This window comes from Micromonospora sp. NPDC005324, assembly GCF_040607155.1.
GTDB lineage: Bacteria > Actinomycetota > Actinomycetes > Mycobacteriales > Micromonosporaceae > Micromonospora > Micromonospora trifolii.
Window position 1 is genome coordinate 67554 of the sequence record NZ_JBEXGE010000027.1, and the last position, 17566, is coordinate 85119.

Here is a 17566-nt window from a genome sequence, read left to right on the forward strand (position 1 = left end):
AGTCATCGCCGTGCTGTGCACGTGGGCCACGCCATCCTCCGGGTGACGTCGTCGAGTTGCGGGTGCACGGGGTGATGGGTGCCGGAGCGGACGACATCCTGGATCGGCCGCACGTGCAGCGGGTCGCCGGCGATAGGAAGGCTGGCTTCTACCGGCCCCGTGAAGGCTATGGCGACTCCCGAGGTGCCTGCGGCGTGGTGTTGGAGACATACCAGTGGAGCGATCTGCGGAGCGGTGCGGCCGCGAGGACGCTGTCGCTGGTGCTGCTGTTGCCGTTCATGGCGTGCAACGCGGCGGCCTGGATGCGGCCGAGGGCGAAGGTCAGCGGCGGTGTGGTCTGGGTAGGTTGCCGGCTGGTCGGCCTGAGCCTCACGGCCCTGTACGTCTTGTCCTTCGTCGGTGTGGCGTTGGACCTGCTCGCCTACAAGTGCATGTCCCTGGGTAGTTGCCTCGGGGGTCGGACCTGGCTGTCCTGGCTCGGCGGTCAACCGGTCGGATTGCGCGCTGCGCTGCTGGCGCTGGTGCCCGTCGCCGCGATCTGGGTGTTGTGGCTTGCGGGCTCCTGGTGCGGCCACTGGTATGACAACTTCATCTCACCCACTGGTGGGCCGGCCGACACACCACTGGGCGCGATCGGGACGCCCAACGCCACGCCGGGAGTGCTGCGACTTCGCTCCATCCATGTGGCGACCGGTCTCGCCGTACTCGATCTCAGTCTGGTTGCGGCGTTGTGGGCTGCGCGGGGACCAAGCCCTGTCAACGTCCTGCTCACGGTCTGCGGCGTGCTCGTCCTTGTCGCCAGCGTCGTGCTGCTGTGCGTACCGTCCGTCATCGACGCCGTAGCCGGCACTCCGGTGGTCGATGCGGTGGTCCGTGCCCTGCGGTCGGCTGCCGTGGTGGTGACTGTCGTCGTCATCGGACGGGTCGCGTTCGACCGCAGCGAGTGGCCCGCCGGAAAGGGGCTTCCCGGCCACGACGTCGCGGTCGTCCTGCTCTTCGGGATTCAGGGCGTCCTACTGGTGCTGCTCGGGATCGCGGCACTGATAGGCCGGGATGGCAGCCTTGGGAAGCTACGCTGGTTTGGTGCGCCGCTGTTCGCGTGTCTGGCGGTAGGACTCGCGGTCAGCTTTGCCACCGAATTCAACTACCGCGTCTCGGACTACCTCGACCGCGACCTGCCGACACCCGATGTGCTGCCCACCAGCCCTGTTCTGCCGTACAAGTGGACGATGTTCGGCTTCTTCGTGTCGGTCCTCGGCGCAGCGGTCACAGGTGTGGCAGTGGTGCTGTTCGGGCGGATCTACCGACGGCGGGCGGCGGACGACATCGTCGCGCGCGACTTCCCTGATGCGGCGGCGGATGCGACGACGGCCCGACGGCGGGCACGAGTGCGCGACACGATCGCCCGCGCGCGGTTCACCGAACAGCTGTGTCCGCTCGGGGTGACCTACTGCTGCGTCGTCGCGCTGAGCCTGGGTTTCACAGCTCTGGCCCTGGACGAGCTGCAGCCGAGTGTCGCCGTGGAGGGCCTGGTCGGCCTACCGTCCGACTTCGTCAGTGCTGGCACCCAGTTTGGCAGCTACCTGATGGCACTGCTGTTCGTCGGCTTGTTCTTCGTTGGGCTGTTCGCCTACCGGACGACGACTGTTCGTCGCTACATCGGCATGCTCTGGGACCTCGGGATGTTCTGGCCGCGTGCCGCTCACCCCTTCGCCCCACCGTGTTACGCCGAGCGCGCCGTGCCCGAACTCGCATGCCGTATCAGCATGCTGGTCCGGCAAGGGAGGTACGTGTTGGTAGCGGCGCACAGCCACGGGTCGGTACTCGCCCTGGCGAGCGTCCTGCAACTAGAGCCGTCGGTGCTGTCCAGGGTCGCTCTGCTGACGCACGGTTCCCCGCTCGGACGCATCTACAGCACGCTGTTTCCGGCGTACGTGGGCCCGGATGTGCTGAGTGAGGCGGGCCGCCGGCTGGGCTGGCGCTGGGTGAACCTGTGGCGTGACACCGATCCCCTCGGCGGCTGGATCTTCACGCGCGGATACGAGGGCGACGACACCCTGCGTCGGCGGTCCGAGGTGGACCGCCGGCTCCGGGATCCGGAGAATCTCGACGCCCGAGGCCGTGACACGGTCTGGCCCCCGATCTGCGGTCATCAGCCGGACGTGACGGACGACCGGTACGAGGCGGCGGTCTGCGAGCTGTCCGAGCGACTCCGGACCGGTTGAGGTGATGTAGCTGTCGCCGACCTTTAGGGTCAGCCGGTGCAGGTCGCCCCCTCCGCGGGGAGCTTGAGGTTGATCAGGTAGTCGGCGGCGATCTGGAGAACGCAGGGGTTGGTGCCGGCCAGGACGATGGTGTGTCCCTCGCCCTGGACGGTGAGCAGTGCGCTGCCGAGGGTCTTGGCAAGGCTGATTCCGCCTGCGTGAGGCGTGGTGGGATCACCGGTGATCGAGACGACGAGGGTGTTCGGGAGCCCTTCGACGTTGTCGGCGTACGGGTAACCGAGGGTCGGCTTGGCCGGCCAGTGCTCGCAGCCTTCACGGGCGCCGGTGGAGACGTCGACGCCGGGATCCATGAACGGGGCGTCGCGGAAGGTCTCCGTCCGTAGCCTGCCACCTTCCTGTTCGCTGAGTCGTTCCTCGTCCATGCAGTTGATGGCGAAGTTGGCCTCGGCGAAGTTCGTCCAGGCGCCCTTGGCGTCACGCCCGGAGAAGTCGCGGCTGAGCTGGAGCAGTTCGTCACCGCGGCCCTGCTGGAGCTGGGTGAGGCCGTTGATGATGCGCGGCCACGCCTCCTTCGTGTAGAGGCCCGCGATGACCCCTCCGACCGCGTCGTCGAAGCGAAGCTCGACGCCGAGGGCCGGCACGGGGGTGGCGTACAGCGGCCGTACGATCTTCTGGAACTCCTGGGTGGCCTTGGCCGGGTCGCCGCCGAGCGGGCAACTCTCCTGCGTCGCGCAGAAGGCTGCCATCCGGTCGAAGGCTCCCTGGAACCCGGCGTACGCGCTGGCCCGTCGTTGCACGGTGCCCTGCTGCGGGTCGATGGCGCCGTCCAGCAGCATCGCCCTCACGTTCTGGGGGAACTGTTCGGCATACACGGCGCCGAGCCGCGTGCCGTAGCTCTGGCCGAGGAACGAGAGTTTCTCGTCCCCGAGCACGGCGCGCAGCACGTCCATGTCCCTGGCCGTGTCGCGGGTGCCGACATGGGTCAGCATCTCCGCGCCGCCGGAGCCCTTCGCGCAGCGATCGAAGATCTCCCGAGTGTCCTGCTCGGTCAACTGCAGGGTCGTGCCCTGTGCCGAAAGCTTTACGGCGCCGCGATCGTTCTCGTCGTCGGAGTAGCAGTCGATCGCCGGGACGGACGCGCCCACACCGCGCGGATCGAAACTCACCAGCTGGAATCGTTCGGTCAGCGGGCTCGTGGCCAACGTTGCCGACGAAGCCGCCGCAGCGAACAGACCCGAGCCGCCAGGCCCACCGGGATTCAACACCAGTGAGCCGATCGCCTGACCACGCGCGGGCTTGCGCATGACGGCGATCTGGATGGTACGGCCCGCTGCGTCGTCGTAGTTCAGCGGCACGTTCATGCGCGTGCACTCCAACGCGCCGCTGAGCGCGAAGACCTTACTCTCGGTCTCGTTGGTCGCGTAGTCGTCGCACTTCTCCCACGCGAGCTTCTGATTGTAGAAGCTCTCAAGACCGGCCGGGGTGCCGCTGGGTGACGGCGACGGCTTGTCGGGTGCAGCCGGGGAGCAGGCCACGAGCGGCATGACGAGCGAGGCGGCGGTGACGCAGACCAACACTCGCGCAAAGGTGGATCTCATCATCAGCGGGTCCTTGTTGGTCGATGCACTGGGGTGTGAAGACGAGCAGTGACGCCGTCTGGGCGCGGCGCACGACATGGGCGCGCCGATCGTGGCGCGCCGCTCATCGGCGGGGCTCCCAACGGAACAGCCGGGCGGCGATGGCGACGGCGACGACGACCCAGCCCAGCGTCGGTGCGAGCAGGAGGAGAGAGTCGCTGACGGCGACGCCGCCGTTCCAGGCGTTCACAGTCAGCTCGGTGGCCGCGCCGCCGGGCAGCAGCCGCTTGAGCAGGGCGAGGTCCTCGGTACCGCTGATGCCCACCCAGGTGGCGACGCCGATCACGCCGAGGGTGACGGGCAGGGTGGTGACCTGGGCGTGCTCGGGTGAGTTCGTCAGCCCCGCGGTGGCCAGGCCCAGACCGATCATCATGGTCAGGGTGGCGAGGACCGCTGCCACCAGCAGGGCGACGTTGGTCGGGCCGCCAGCGACGATGGCCAAGGCCGTCAGGATCGCGGCCACTTGCACCACCGCGATGACGGTGGCGGGTAGCAGCAGGCCGGCGAGGATGCCGCGGTCCGACGCGGCGGTGGATCGCAGCCGCTTGAGGAAGAGGTTCTGACGCCGGGACGCCAGGGTTGTGACGGCCGTGGTGTAGAGCCCGAACGCGGCCACGGTGAACATCACGATCGCGGCGATGTAACCGAGACTGCCGATGGCCTCGAAGGTCTCGTGCTGACGGACGAAGAACGCGCTGACAGCCACCGGAATGATGAGACTGGTGACCAGCACCAGCCGGTTGCGGAGGATCTGGATCAGCTCACTGAAAGCGATGGAGAGCACGGGTTGCATTCCTTCCGGGAAACGGGTCGGTGACCCTGACGTTCAGCTGCCAGTGGTGCGGAAGACGTCATCGAGCCGGACGGTGAGATCCGGGGAGAATCCGCTCTCCTGGAGTAAAACGTCCATCCGGGGACATGCGGCGCGCCGATCTCCGGGGCTGTGCCGCCGTTGGACTTCGATGACGGATGTGGTGGACATGTACCCATGACATCAGCGGACGCGCCTACCCGTCAGTGCAACCACGTCATGACACCATGTGACGTGGCGTCACTGGCGAAGATTCAGCTGGCCGGCGTTGCCTCGAATGCGTCCGTTCCCTGCCGCGTACGATCCGCTGCGGTATCTCTGGGAAGGGGCAGGCCCGTGCACCAGATCTTCACCCACCGGCGGATGTCACTGACCGCGGCGCTGCTCACCGTCGCCCTCGCCGGTTGTGGGGACGGGACGTCGGCCGAGGGTGCCCGCTGGTCCGACGCTGCGCCAGCGACGCCGACCACCGCCGCACCGCCGTCAGACGCCTCTCCGGCCGCCGCCGGCACGCCCACCGCGACCACCGTGAATTGCCCCGAGCCCGGCCCGGCCCCGCGCGCGGCCACCGCGCTGGACCCGACGGCAGCCACCTATCTCGGGCGGGACGGCGCGGACAGCGCCAACGCGGTCGACATCACCGCCAGCTGTGAGATCGCGGTCGGCGGCCGCTTCACCGGTCTCACCGGCGGCACCGCCACCACGCTGGGCAAGGGCGGCGCCGGTGCGGTGCTCCGGCTGGACCCCACCGGCCGCAAGCTGCTCGGCACCACCCGGCTCGCCGGCACGGTGGAGGACCTGGAGGTACGCCGCGGCGGCGGCGGCGAGATCGCGGTCGCCACCGACCGGGGCGTGATGCTGCTCGACGCGCGCGCCACGGCCGCCCGCTGGCAGCGCGGCGGCGCAGCGACCCGGGCCGCGGTCGGCAGCGCGGGCACCGTCGCAGCCCTCGTCGGCGGCACCGTCGAGGTGTACGACCTGAAGGGCGCAACCCTCACGCGCATCCGCCCGTCCGACCGGACCGTGAGCGACGTGGCGGTGGACGACCGCTCCGGCCTCGTCTTCGTGAGCGGGTTCCGGCAGGTCAAGGTGGGCCGCTGTGTGCCGGTGCAGATCGCCTACGTGCACGCCTACGACCATCGGGGCAAGCTGCGCTGGCGGGCGTACGACCACGCGGCCGACCGGCTCGGCGACCTCTGCGCGGACAGCCGGGCCGACCGGATCGCGCTGGGCCGCGACGGCCGTCTGTACCTGGCCGGAGAGACCGCGGGCGGAAACACCATCTTCAACAGGTCCGCCGCCGACCCGTCCCGGCCGGCACCGAACGTGGTGATCGACTCGTTCACCGAGGCGTCCAACACGTCGAACGCGCACCTCACCTACCTGGCCCGGTTCGACCCGGCCACCGGCCGGCAGCTCGCCGGGCAGATGCTGCTGGCCCGGATCGACACCAAGGGCGACCAGGGCAACACCATCAAGCCGTACGCGATCACCGCCGACGAGTCCGGCCGGGTGTACGCGGGGGGCGTCTCGGCGTACCAGATCGCCGGCCGGAGCCGGGCGACCCTCGGTGGCGACCGGCTGGCCCCGTACGCCGGCGGGGACGCCTGGGTGCTGGTGCTGTCGGCGGACCTCAAACGGCGTACCACCTGGACGGTCTTCACCGACGGCGGTGCCGGCGCGGTACGCGGGCTGGTCGCCGGTTCCGGGATCGCGGCCGCCGCGGCCCGGGTGGACAAGGGGCGGTTCTGGCGGACCCGCAGCGTGCAGTCCGGCGGTCCACCCGCCGGAGGCTCCGGCTACCTGGCGGCCTGGCCCGGACTGTCCTGACTGGACCCGCCACGTGCGCCTGTCAGCCGGCGTTGGTGCGTGCGGGGTGTCCGCGTGCACCCGGGAGGGCACCGACCTCGCCGATATTGACGAGGACATGTCAGCTCAGGTCGCCGCTGGGTACGCACCCGGCTTGGAGGCCCGCCATGCCGGATACCTTATCGACGTGCCCGGCCATAAGCGCAAGAACATAATCGCGGGTCAACGGCGTGTGCCCATTAAGTTTCTCGTAAGAATTGCCGATCCGCCGCTTTATCCGGGTGTGGCCGACAGCTTCCTCGCTAATCTTCCACCGGTCAGGCCAGCGATTCCAGCGGCCGACAGGAATTGTTTACCACTGAAAGGCGAAGGATCAATGCGAGTTCGTTCGGACGACCGCACACGTCGTACAACCGCGCTCTCCGGCCTCGCTGCCGGCGGCGCTGTGCTGCTGGCCCTCACCACGGCGCTGACTGGATGTCGGGCGGAGAGTGGGGCCGGTGACGCGCCGGCTCCGGCCTCGCCCACCACCGCGTCGGGCGGCGCCCCGGCCCCCGGTGGCAGCGAGCCCGCCACCGCGCCGACCGTCGCCGGGGGCGAGCTCGGCTCCGCGCCGCCCGCACCGAGCCGGTCGCCCGCGCGTCCCGGCGTCCCGAGCGGACCGGGCGCCGGAGCGGGCAACGGCGGGCCATCCTGGGCAGCCGGAGCAGTGCCGCCCACCCAGGGCGGGCGTTACCTCTACGTCTCGACCAGTGGCAACGACCGTGCCGACGGTCGTTCGCGGGCCACCGCGCTGCGGACGCTGCAACGTGCCGCGGACCTGACCGAGCCGGGGGACACCGTGCTGGTCGGCGGCGGCGAGTATCGGGCGCCCGGGCGGGTCAACGTGTTGGGGGTGAGCCGCTCCGGCACCGCGCAGCGGTGGATAACCTATGCCGCCTACCCGGGTGAGCGGCCGGTGGTCAGGGCCACCGGCTGGCAGGGCATCAACGTGCGGGCCTCGTACATCACCCTGGCCGGCTTCACGGTGATCGGGTCGCGGGCCACGCTGACCCCGGCGCAGATCGCGAAGGCCAAGCGTAACGACATCTCCGACGTCGAGGTGACCAGCAACTGCATCGCCGTGGACGAGCAGCGCAACGCCAACCCGCCGCACCGGCCGCACCACGTGGTGGTCTGGGGCAACACGGTCACCGACTGCCCGTTGGTGGGCATCTCGGCGCAGTATGCCGACTACGTGACCATCTCGTACAACGAGGCGGCCCGCAACGGGCACTGGTCGCCGCTGGGCGGCAGTGGCATCTCGGTGTTCGGCGGCTGGAACTCCGACGGCAACACCGGATACAAACTGATCGTGCGGGGCAACGTCACCCACGACAACTGGAACCATGTGCCTTGCCGGTGCAGTGGATTCAAGAAAGTGACCGACGGAAACGGCATCATCATCGACTCCCACGACAATGTCGACGTCGCCGGTGCCCCACTGTTTCAGAAGCCGTATGCGGGCCGGACCCTGGTGGAGAACAACATTTCGTACAACAACGGCGGTCGGGGCATCAACGTCTTCAAGAGCGACCACGTCGACGTGGTCAACAACACCTTGTACCACAATGCGCGGCACCCGGCGATCGAGACCGACCTCGGGGTCGCCAAGGCCCATGACGTGCGGGTGGCCAATAACATCGTCGTCGCCGGCGGGAGCAAGCCGGCGGTTCAGGTGGGTGGTGCCACCGGCGTCCGGCTCACCAGTAACCTGCTCGTCGGCGTGTCGAAGGCGCCCGCCGACCCGAGCGCACTGACCAGGGACCCACAGTTCGTCGCGCCCGACGCCGCTGATTTCCGGTTACGGTCGGGCAGCCCGGCGATCGACAGCGGCACGTCTGCGCTGGCGCCGTCCGCCGACGGCCGGCGGGCTCCTCGCGCCGGCCGGGTTGACCGCGGCGCACTCGAACGCGGCTGACCCACCCAGCGTCCGCCCCGTACCTCCCTTGGTGCGGGGCGGGCCCGTGCGACCCGGTCGCCGAATTTCTGTAACGCCCGGCGCGCCAGCCGGGTCCCTCTGGGCGGCCGTCCACGCGGACGAGCCGTCGAAGGAGGAAGTGTGAATCGTCCTGACCGACTCCGACCGTCCCGCGTGGGCTTTTCCCGCCGGCCACGCTGGAGGCGGCCATGAACTGGGCCGACCTGGTGGCGTTCGGCGTGTTGGCCGAGGAGCGCCATTTCACCCGGGCCGCCGCTCGACTGGGTGTCTCGCAGCCGGCGTTGTCGGTGCGGATAGGCCGCCTGGAGCGGGTGCTGCGCGCGCGACTGGTCGACCGGACTTCGCGCGGGGCGGTGCCGACCCCGGCTGGCCGGAAGCTCGCCGAGTGGGCCGCGGCCACCCAGCGGGGCTGGGACGAGATCCGCCTGGAGGTCGCCGACCTGGGCGCTGCCCACGACACCGCCGGTGGCAATCCGGCCGTTGGGGTCCGAGGCGCGCCGACACCGACGGTACGCATCGCGGTGTCCCGCTCGGCCGACCCCCACGTCGTCGACCGGCTCACTCGCGACCAGCCGGGGGTGGACTGGCGGCTGCGAACGGTGGTCGACCCGGCCACGCTCGCCGAGCGACTACGCCTCGGCGACGTGCAGCTCGGACTGTGGTGGGATTGGCCGCACACACCGTTGGTCGACCTGGCCGGTCTGCGGGCGCTCGCCGTGCGTCAAATTCCACTCAGCGTGGCGCTGGCTGCCACGCACCAGTTGGCCGGCGTCGCGCTGGTCGACCTCGTCGACCTGGCCGGGGAGGAGTGGGTCGCCAGCGCGGACCCGCACCTGCGCGACGCGCTGCGGCGCGTGTGCCGGCAGGTGGGGGGCTTCAGCCCGATGATCAGCCACGTTACCGATGACCAGGCGCAGGTGGCGGCCCTGGTCGCGGCGGGCCGCGCGGTTACCGTGGAGGCCGCGCCCGCGCCGCCCGCGCCCGGGGTGGTCCGGCGCCCGTTCCGGGGCGCGCCGCCGGCCACCGTACGGCTGGCCTGGCGACCCGAGACCGTGTCGGAGCGCCTGGTCCGCGACGTGCTCAACATCCTCACCGACGCCCCCGTCAACTCCGATGCTCCGGTGCGTCGTGACGGTCCGGCCGAGGGCGGTGACCGAGGCGCTACCGCCGGGCCGAGGGTTGCCCAACCCGCGGCAGCGGAACGACCCTCCGCCGCGCCGATCGCGTCGGAGCGACGACGCCTCGCGCGGTCCGGGGAGCCGGGCGGCGTCCGACCCCACAGCCGGACGGTTCCCCTCCGGTCCCGGCCGACCGGCGAACCCCGGGCGGCCGGCCGAGGGCCTGATGCGGTTAACCTCGCCCATCCGGTGCCGGGTGTGCTCACCACTTGGCCCACCGCCACCACCCGCCCAGTTCAGGAGCGACCACGATGACGTCGGCAGAGGAGACGAGCCGGTTGGTCCGCTCCGCCCAGCGCGGTGACCGGGCGGCGCTGGACCGGCTGTTGCGCGGGGGCCTGCCGCTGGTGTACAACCTGGCCGCGCGCAGCCTTGAGCCCGCGGACGCGGATGACGTCACGCAGGAAACGATGATCCGCGCGATCCGCGGGTTGCCGGGGCTTCGCGAGCCGGCGAAGTTCCGTTCCTGGCTGGCCACGATCGCCTTGCGCGAGACCCGTCGGCGCGGGGCCCGGGCCGTCGCGCACCGTCGGTCGGTGCTGCTGCTGGACCCGGACGTGCTGCCCGGTACGGCCGACGCGACGGACGACGACGCCACGCACCGCGGTGACGTTGATCTGCAGCGCCGGCAACTGGCCGAGGCGACCGGCTGGCTGGACGTCGCCGATCGGGACCTGCTCAGCCTGTGGTGGCTGACCCAGGTGGGTCGTCTGGATCGCGCGGACGTCGCGCGCACGCTGGGCATCTCGGCGGCGCACGCCCGGGTTCGTCTGCATCGGCTGCGGTCCCGGCTCGACACGGCGCGGCGCATCGTGGCGGCGCGGGAGGCCGCCGGCCGGCCGGACGGCTGCCCAGAGCTGCGGCGGAACCTGGCCGGCTGGGACGGGGTGCCGTCGCCGGTCTGGCGCAAGCGGCTGGCCCGGCACCTGGACAGCTGCCGCAGCTGCGCCGGATCGAGTACGCACCTGTTGGCGCCGGAGCGGTTGCTCGCGGCGACGCCGCTGCTGCTGCCGCCGGCGCATCTGCGCCCACCGGCCGACCACGCCGTGCTCTCCGCCTTCGCCACTCCCGCCGGCGGGTGGCGAGGGCATCCAGTGCGCCCGGTGGTTGGGGTGGCGGCGGTCGTCGTCCTCGCGCTGGCTCTCGGGGCAGGGCTGATCTGGCGGAGCGACCCGCCGCCCGGGGCCGTCGCCCGGGCACCGGCTCCGGCGGTGTCGCCGGCCACCACAGTGCCCTCGGCACGCCCGTCGCCGTCCGCGTCGCCCACGCCGACCGACGGTGGGGGACCGGTCGCCGGGGCGGGCACGGGCGGCCCTACCTGGGGTGTCGCCGACCTGCCGCCCACGCAGGGGGGTCGCTACCTGTACGTCTCCGGCACCGGCGACGACCGGGCCGACGGTCGGTCCCGGCGCACCCCGCTGCGCACCCTGGGCCGGGCCGCCCAGCTCACCCTGCCGGGTGACACCGTGCTGGTGGACGACGGGGAGTACGCCGACCGGGACACCTCCGCCGTGCTGCCGATCGAGCGCTCCGGCACCCCGCAACGCTGGATCACCTGGGCGGCGCTGCCCGGCGCCCGGCCGATCGTGCGTGCCACCGGCTGGCAGGGCATCCGGGTGCACGCCGCGTACGTCATCGTGCAGGGCTTCACGGTCGTCGGAGGCCGGGCCACGTTGTCCGCCCTGCAGCGCACGGCGGCCGGGCGAGGCGACGTCTCCGACCCGGCGGTCTCCACCAACTGCATAGCCGTGGACGAGCAGCGAACGGCCGACCCGCCGCGCCGGCCGCACCACGTGATGGTCTGGGGCAACACGGTGACCGACTGCCCGCTGTCGGGGATCTCCGCCATGTACGCCGACCACGTGACGATCGCCTACAACGTGGCCGCCCGCAACGGCCACTGGTCGCCGTACGGTGGCAGCGGCATCTCGGTGCACAGCAGCTGGAACTCCGACGGCGACACCGACACCAAGATGATCGTCCGGGGCAACGTGGTGCACGACAACATGAACAGGGTGCCCTGCCTGTGTAGCGGCGCCGCCCGCCGGATCACCGACGGCAACGGCATCATCGTCGAGTCGTCGACCAACGAGGACGTGCGCGGCGCACCACTGCGTCAGACCCCGTACACCGGTCGGACTTTGGTGGAGAACAACGTCGTCTACCGCAACGGCGGCCGGGGGGTGAACATCTTCGACGCCGCGCACGTCGACGTCGTCAACAACACCCTGTACCGCAACGCCACCCACGCCGACATCGCTACCGACCTGGTGGTCACGCGGGCACACGACGTGCGGGTCACCAACACCGTCGTGGTGTCCGCGCCGGGCGAACCGGCGGTCGCGGTGTCCGCCTCCACCGATGTGCGGTTCAGCCACAATTTGATCGTCGGCCGGTCCAGCGCAACCGCCGATCCGGCGGGCCTGGCCGCGTCCCCCCGCTTCGTCGACGCGGACGCCGCGGACTTCCGGCTGGCCGCCGGCAGCCCGGCGGTGGACAGCGGCGTCGCGACCGGGGCACCGGAGCGGGACGCCGCCAGGGCGCCCCGGACCGGCCCTGTGGACCGGGGCGCCCTGGAACGGCGGTGACAGCGGTGGGTCAGACGGACGACGTGCCGGGGCGTGGGACGAGCACCCCGTCCACCCGGCGGGGCAGGCGCAGCGGGTTGGCGTCGTGCAGCGCCTCGGGCAGCAGTTCGGCGGGCACGTCCTGGTAGGCGACCGGGCGCAGGAATCGCCGGATCGCGGCCGCCCCGACGCTGGTGTGCAGCGATGCGGTGGTGGCCGGCCACGGCCCGCCGTGGTGCATCGCCCAGGTCACTGCCACCCCGGTCGGCCAGCCGTTGACGACGACCCGTCCGGCCCGCTCGCTGACCACGTCGAGCACCGCGCGGACCAGCTCGCTGTCACGGTCCGGTTCGGTGTGCACGGTGGCGGTCAGCGCCCCGGGCACGGCGTTGAGCGCGGCCAGCAGCTCGGCCCGGTCCGCGTACTCCACGACCAGCGACGCCGGCCCGAAGCACTCCCGGGCGGCGGCCGGCTCGGCCAGAAAGTGGGCGGCGGGCATGGCGAGCAGGGCCGGCGTGGCAGTGATCCCGGTGCCGGCTGTCGGCGCCACCAGCGACCGGACGCCGGGCACCGCAGCCAGGGCGGCCACGGCCTCGTCGAAGCCGCCGCGGATCCACTCACCGAGCAGCGGACCCGCCGCCACGGCCCTCACCGCGTCGACCAGCGCCGACTCCAGGCCGTGCCCGGCCGGCAGGAAGAGCAGCCCGGGCTTCGTGCAGAACTGCCCCAGACCCAGGGTGTACGAGGCGACGTAGGCTGCCGCGACAGCGGCGCCCCGGACGGCCACGGCGGTCGGGGTGACCACCACCGGGTTCACCGAGCCCAGCTCGCCATAGAACGGGATTGGGTCCGGCCGCCTGGTGGCCAGGTCGAACAGCGCCCGGCCACCGGCCTCGGAGCCGGTGAACCCGACCGCCCGTACCGCCGGATCGATGACCAGTTCGCGGCCAGCGGCCCGGCCGTGCACGACGGTGACCGCGCCGGGTGGCAACACGTCGGCGAGCACCCGGCCGACCAGGTCGGAGAGGCGGGGGTGACCCTCGTGCGCCTTGACCACCACCGGGCAGCCGGCGGCCAGAGCGGAGGCGGTGTCCCCACCGGCCACCGAGAACGCGAGCGGGAAGTTGCTGGCCGCGAAGACAGCGACCGGCCCGAGCGGGCGCATCATCCGACGTACGTCCGGCCGGGGCACCGGCATGGCCGCCGGGTCGGCGCGGTCGATCGTGACGTCCAGGAAGGACCCCTCCTCGACGGCGTCGGCGAAGAGCCGCAGCTGTCCGGTGGTGCGGGCCAGCTCGCCGGTGAGCCGGGTCGGACCGAGGTGGGTCTCGGTGTCGGCCAGGGCGACGACCTCGGCGGCGGAGGCGTCCAGCGCGTCGGCGGCGTCGCGCAGCCGGGCGGCCCGGGAAATGAACGGTTCTCGGGCGAGGATCGGGGCGGCATCGCGGGCTGCCGCCACGGCCTCGGCGACGGTGGTGATGTCAAGCGGGTTGGCGGTGGCGGGGACGAGAGAGGTCACGGCTGCTCCTGTTACGCGGAGGTGACGAGCCGGTCAGCGGAAAATGAAGAAATTCCGCTCCGAACGCTTGTCTAAAGGCATCGTGGTATACCACGATACTGGCATGCCGCGATCGCTTCCTCCCACTGTGGATCCCGCCGTTCCCGCGGGCGCCGCCCTCGCACTGGAGCAGCCCGCCTCCCGGGCCGACCGGGTCCGCGACGCGCTGCGCCGGGCCATCCTCGACGGCACCCTCGCGCCGGGCCGGCCACTGGTCGAGCGGGAGCTCGCCGAGCTGCTCGGTGTCTCCAAGACCCCGGTCCGGGAGGCGCTCAAGCAACTGCACTCCAGTGGACTCGTCGAGATCAACGCCTACCAGGGTGTCAGCGTCCGGCGGATCGACGCCGACACCGTGCGCCAGCTCTACACGGCGCGGGCCTCGGTCGAGCCGGCCGCGGTGCGGCTGGCCAGCCAGGGCTCCGGCTCCTTCGCCGCGGCCCGCGCCGCGCTCGCCGACGCGGCGGTGCTGGTCGACACCGGCGAGACCGCCGGGCTCGGCATCGCCAACCGGCGCTTCCACCGTGAGCTCTACCTGGCCTGCGGCAACCCGTTCCTCTGCGGGTTCCTCGACCAGTTGCAGGACCTGACCGCGTTCGTGGCCACCGCCGGTTGGCGGCTGCGCGCCACCTTCGCCCAGGAGTCCGCCGAGCACGAGGCGATGCTTGACGCCGCCGAGAGCGGTGACGCCGCGCTGGCCGAGCGGCTTACCCGCGACCACATCGAGAACGCGCTGACCACCCTCGTCGCCGTCCTCGACGAACAGGCCGGCCGATGAGACCCGAGGTCTACGCTCACCCCGTCTCCTTCCGCACCGACCCGCAGGCGCAGGCCGCCCGGCTCGCTGCGGCTCGGGTGCACACGGTGCGCCTCGCGTACGCGTACCACAGTGGACGCTGGCTGCTCAGCACCAGCGACCCCGGCGCGGTGGCCGACCTCGACGCCGGCCGATGGTTCGCCCCGACCGGGCCGGACGCCGGGCGGCTCGCCGGGCCGTTGGTGGCCGACCTGGTCAGCCCCGCCACCGCGGCGCTGACCGCCGCCGGTGTGCGGACGGTGGCCTGGCTGGTCGGGCTGCACCGCTCCGCCCTGGCCACCGCCCGACCCGACCTGGCTCTGCGCAACGCCTTCGGTCACCCCTACCGGCACGCCCTCTGCCCTACCCACCCCGAGGTGGTCGAGCTGGCCGCCGACCTGGTCCGGCAGGCCGCCACCGCGCCCGGGGTGAGCGGGTTGGACCTGGAGGCGTTCGGCTACCTCGGCTGGGCCCACCAGGGCGCGCACGAGAAGGTCGGCGCCGCGCTGCGACCGACGGACCGCTGGCTGCTCTCGCTCTGCCTCTGCCCCGCCTGCGCCGTCGAGTTCGTCGCCGCCGGCGTCGACCCCACCGCGCTCGCCGACCGGGTTCGGACCGCCGTGCGCGGCCAGCTCGCCGACCCCCGGCCGGCCGCACCGGACCCCGCCGAGGACGCCGTCGCCGCGCTCGACCAACCGCTGCACGACACCGTGCTCGCCGTGCGCGCGGCCGTGGTCCGTCGACTGGTCAGCGCGGCCGTCGTCGCGGCCGGCGGCACCCCGGTGTCGCTGCGGGTCACGGCCGACCCGTACACCACCGACGGCAAGGCCGGCGGCGACCTGGCCGGCCTCGGCGCTCTGACCACCGGCCTGATCGTGTCCAACCTGCACGGTGACCTGCCGGCGCTCGCCGCCGACCTGGCCGCCGCCCGCCCGTACACCGGCGAGCTGACCGCCGCCTGGAGCGGCGCCGTCGCCGCCACGCCGCAGCGCGACCGGTTTGCCGCCGCGTACGACGCCGCGCTGGGCGCCGACGCGTTCGCCCTCTACGCCTACGACCTGATGCCGGCCGACCGGCTCGACTGGCTGCGGCAGGTCGCGCCGAACCGGGAGGAGGTGCCCGCCACATGATCGGATACCTGGTCCGTCGGGTCGCGCAGCTGATCCCCGTGCTGTTCATCGTCTCGGTGGTTTTGTTCCTACTGCTGCGGCTGCTGCCGGGCGACCCGACCACCGAGATCCTCGGCCAGGAGGCCAGCGCCGCCGACCGGGCAGCGCTCCGCGCCGACCTCGGCCTGGACGCCCCGCTCTGGCAACAGTTCCTGAACTGGATCGGCGGGGTGCTCACCGGTGACCTGGGCCGCTCCTGGCTCACCGACGAACCGGTCGCCGGGGTGATCGTCGACCGGTTGCCGGCCACCGTCGAGCTGGGTCTCATCGCGCTGCTGCTCGCCGTTCTGATCGGCATCCCGGCGGGCGTGCTCGCCGCGATCCGCCGGCGCACCGCCACCGACAGCGCGCTGACCGGCCTGGGTGTGCTGGCCCTGTCCACCCCTCACTTCTACCTGGCCGCCCTGCTCATCGGGGTCTTCGCCATCTGGCTGCGGCTGGTTCCCCCGTCCGGGTACGTGCCATTCACCGAGGATCCGGCTGGCAATCTGGTCCGGATGGTGCTGCCCGCCATCACCGTGAGCTCCACAGTGGTCGCTGTGGTGCTCCGACAGACCCGCGGCTCGCTGCTCGCCGCGCTCGGCGAGGACTACATTCGCACCGCCGAGTCGACCGGCCTTCGCCGAAGCAGGATCGTCGCCGTCTACGCGCTGCGCAACGCCATGGTGCCGGTGGTGACGGTCACCGCGTTGCAGATCGGCGCGCTGATGAGCGCCACCGTGGTCACCGAGACCATCTTCACCCTGCCCGGCATGGGCACCCTGATCGTCAACGGCATCTTCAGCCGGGACCTGCCGGTGGTGCAGGGCGCCGTGCTCGTCGTGGTCACCTTCGTCCTGCTGGTCAACCTGGTCACCGACCTGGTCTACGCCTGGCTCGACCCGCGTATCACCTACTGAGAGGAGGGTCGTCATGGCCACCGACACCACCGTCACCGCCACCACCCGGGAACCGCGCCGGCCCGTGCTCAGTCGGCTGCTGCGCGACCGGCGGGCCCGCTTCGCTCTCCCGATGCTGTCCGCCGTGATCCTCGCCGCCGCGGCGAGCCCGCTGCTGGACGCCCGCAGCCGGGCCACCGACACCGATCGGCTGCTCACCGGGCCGGGCGCCGTGCACCCGCTGGGCACCGACGAGCTGGGCCGCGACGTGCTGGCCCGAATCATCGACGGCGCCGGCGTCACCGTGGCCGTCGCCACCGTCGCCGTCGGCGTGGCGCTGGTGCTGGGCACCCTGCTCGGGCTGATCGCCGGTTACCGCGGTGGCTGGCTGGACGCGCTGCTGATGCGCGCCGTGGACGGCCTGCTCGCGTTCCCTCTGCTGGTCCTGGCGCTCACCGTGGTCGCCGCACTTGGGCCCGGGCTGCGCAACGCGCTGATCGCCATCGCCGTGGTCGCCACCCCCCGTTTTGCGCGGGTCGTCCGCGGCGAGGTCCTGTCGCTGCGTACCCGGGAGTGGGTCTCCGCCGCCCACATCGTCGGCGTGCCCACCTGGGCGTTGCTGCGCCGGCACCTGCTCCCGCACCTGGCCGGCACCCTCGGCGTCTTCGCCGCGTTGCAGGCCTCTACCGCCATCATCGCCGAAGCCTCACTGAGTTTCCTCGGCCTCGGCGTGCAACCACCCCAGCCCAGCTGGGGCGCCATGGTCGCCGCAGGCACCGACCATCTCGATGCCAGCTGGTCGCTGAGCGTCTTCCCCGGCCTGGCGATTCTGCTCACCATCGCCGCGTTCAACCTTCTCGCCGACGCGCTGCGTGACGCGCTCGACGCCCACCGACCCGACCTCAACCCGGGCCGGTAACTCCCACCGCATCCCCCACCACCCCCTCCCGGAAGGGATCC

General features: G+C 71.9%; 12 protein-coding genes. 9 read left to right on the forward strand and 3 right to left on the reverse strand.

What is annotated here, in order from left to right; genetic code table 11:
* Positions 1 to 194 precede the first annotated feature (194 nt).
* Positions 195 to 2225 carry a hypothetical protein gene (locus ABZS40_RS25195; protein ID WP_354945924.1) on the forward strand — a complete coding sequence of 677 codons (2031 nt, stop codon included), beginning with the start codon at positions 195 to 197 and terminating at the stop codon, positions 2223 to 2225.
* A gap of 29 nt (positions 2226 to 2254) precedes the next feature.
* Here ABZS40_RS25195 and ABZS40_RS25200 read toward each other — a convergent pair whose 3' ends face one another.
* Both ABZS40_RS25200 and ABZS40_RS25205 read right to left on the reverse strand, forming a co-directional pair.
* Positions 2255 to 3826: an alpha/beta hydrolase gene (locus tag ABZS40_RS25200; RefSeq protein ID WP_354945926.1), complete on the reverse strand. Its 1572-nt coding sequence runs from the start codon at positions 3824 to 3826 to the stop codon at positions 2255 to 2257.
* Between the two features lie 100 nt (positions 3827 to 3926).
* A complete protein-coding gene (locus tag ABZS40_RS25205) occupies positions 3927 to 4646 on the reverse strand; it encodes an ABC transporter permease (RefSeq protein WP_354945928.1) in 720 nt (239 codons plus the stop codon).
* Between the two features lie 363 nt (positions 4647 to 5009).
* On the opposite strand from ABZS40_RS25205, the gene ABZS40_RS25210 reads away from it, so the two are divergent.
* The 4 genes from ABZS40_RS25210 to ABZS40_RS25225 all read left to right on the forward strand — a co-directional run bounded on the left by ABZS40_RS25210 (position 5010) and on the right by ABZS40_RS25225 (position 12229).
* A complete protein-coding gene (locus ABZS40_RS25210; RefSeq protein ID WP_354945930.1) occupies positions 5010 to 6503 on the forward strand; it encodes a hypothetical protein in 1494 nt (497 codons plus the stop codon).
* A gap of 46 nt (positions 6504 to 6549) precedes the next feature.
* Complete coding sequence (locus ABZS40_RS25215) at positions 6550 to 8442, forward strand: right-handed parallel beta-helix repeat-containing protein (protein WP_354945932.1); 1893 nt, start codon at positions 6550 to 6552, stop codon at positions 8440 to 8442.
* A gap of 209 nt (positions 8443 to 8651) precedes the next feature.
* Positions 8652 to 9896 (forward strand): LysR family transcriptional regulator, encoded by a 1245-nt coding sequence (locus ABZS40_RS25220; protein WP_354945934.1) that lies wholly within the window; start codon positions 8652 to 8654, stop codon positions 9894 to 9896.
* A complete protein-coding gene (locus ABZS40_RS25225) occupies positions 9893 to 12229 on the forward strand; it encodes a sigma-70 family RNA polymerase sigma factor (RefSeq protein ID WP_354945936.1) in 2337 nt (778 codons plus the stop codon). The genes ABZS40_RS25220 and ABZS40_RS25225 overlap by 4 nt, the downstream gene beginning before the upstream one ends.
* 10 nt (positions 12230 to 12239) lie before the next feature.
* On the opposite strand, the gene ABZS40_RS25230 is transcribed toward ABZS40_RS25225, so the two are convergent.
* A complete protein-coding gene (locus ABZS40_RS25230; RefSeq protein ID WP_354945938.1) occupies positions 12240 to 13727 on the reverse strand; it encodes an aldehyde dehydrogenase (NADP(+)) in 1488 nt (495 codons plus the stop codon).
* Between the two features lie 103 nt (positions 13728 to 13830).
* Between ABZS40_RS25230 and ABZS40_RS25235 the strand changes: the two genes are divergently transcribed.
* Genes ABZS40_RS25235 through ABZS40_RS25250 form a run of 4 tightly spaced genes read left to right on the forward strand, consistent with a single transcriptional unit; the run spans position 13831 to position 17525 of the window.
* Positions 13831 to 14541 (forward strand): GntR family transcriptional regulator, encoded by a 711-nt coding sequence (locus ABZS40_RS25235; protein WP_354945940.1) that lies wholly within the window; start codon positions 13831 to 13833, stop codon positions 14539 to 14541.
* A complete protein-coding gene (locus tag ABZS40_RS25240) occupies positions 14538 to 15689 on the forward strand; it encodes a hypothetical protein (protein WP_354945941.1) in 1152 nt (383 codons plus the stop codon). Before ABZS40_RS25235 ends, ABZS40_RS25240 begins: the two co-directional genes overlap by 4 nt.
* Positions 15686 to 16627, forward strand: a complete 942-nt coding sequence (locus ABZS40_RS25245) for an ABC transporter permease (RefSeq protein WP_354945942.1) — start codon at positions 15686 to 15688, stop codon at positions 16625 to 16627. Before ABZS40_RS25240 ends, ABZS40_RS25245 begins: the two co-directional genes overlap by 4 nt.
* A gap of 13 nt (positions 16628 to 16640) precedes the next feature.
* Positions 16641 to 17525: an ABC transporter permease gene (locus ABZS40_RS25250; RefSeq protein ID WP_354945943.1), complete on the forward strand. Its 885-nt coding sequence runs from the start codon at positions 16641 to 16643 to the stop codon at positions 17523 to 17525.
* Positions 17526 to 17566: the final 41 nt, after the last annotated feature.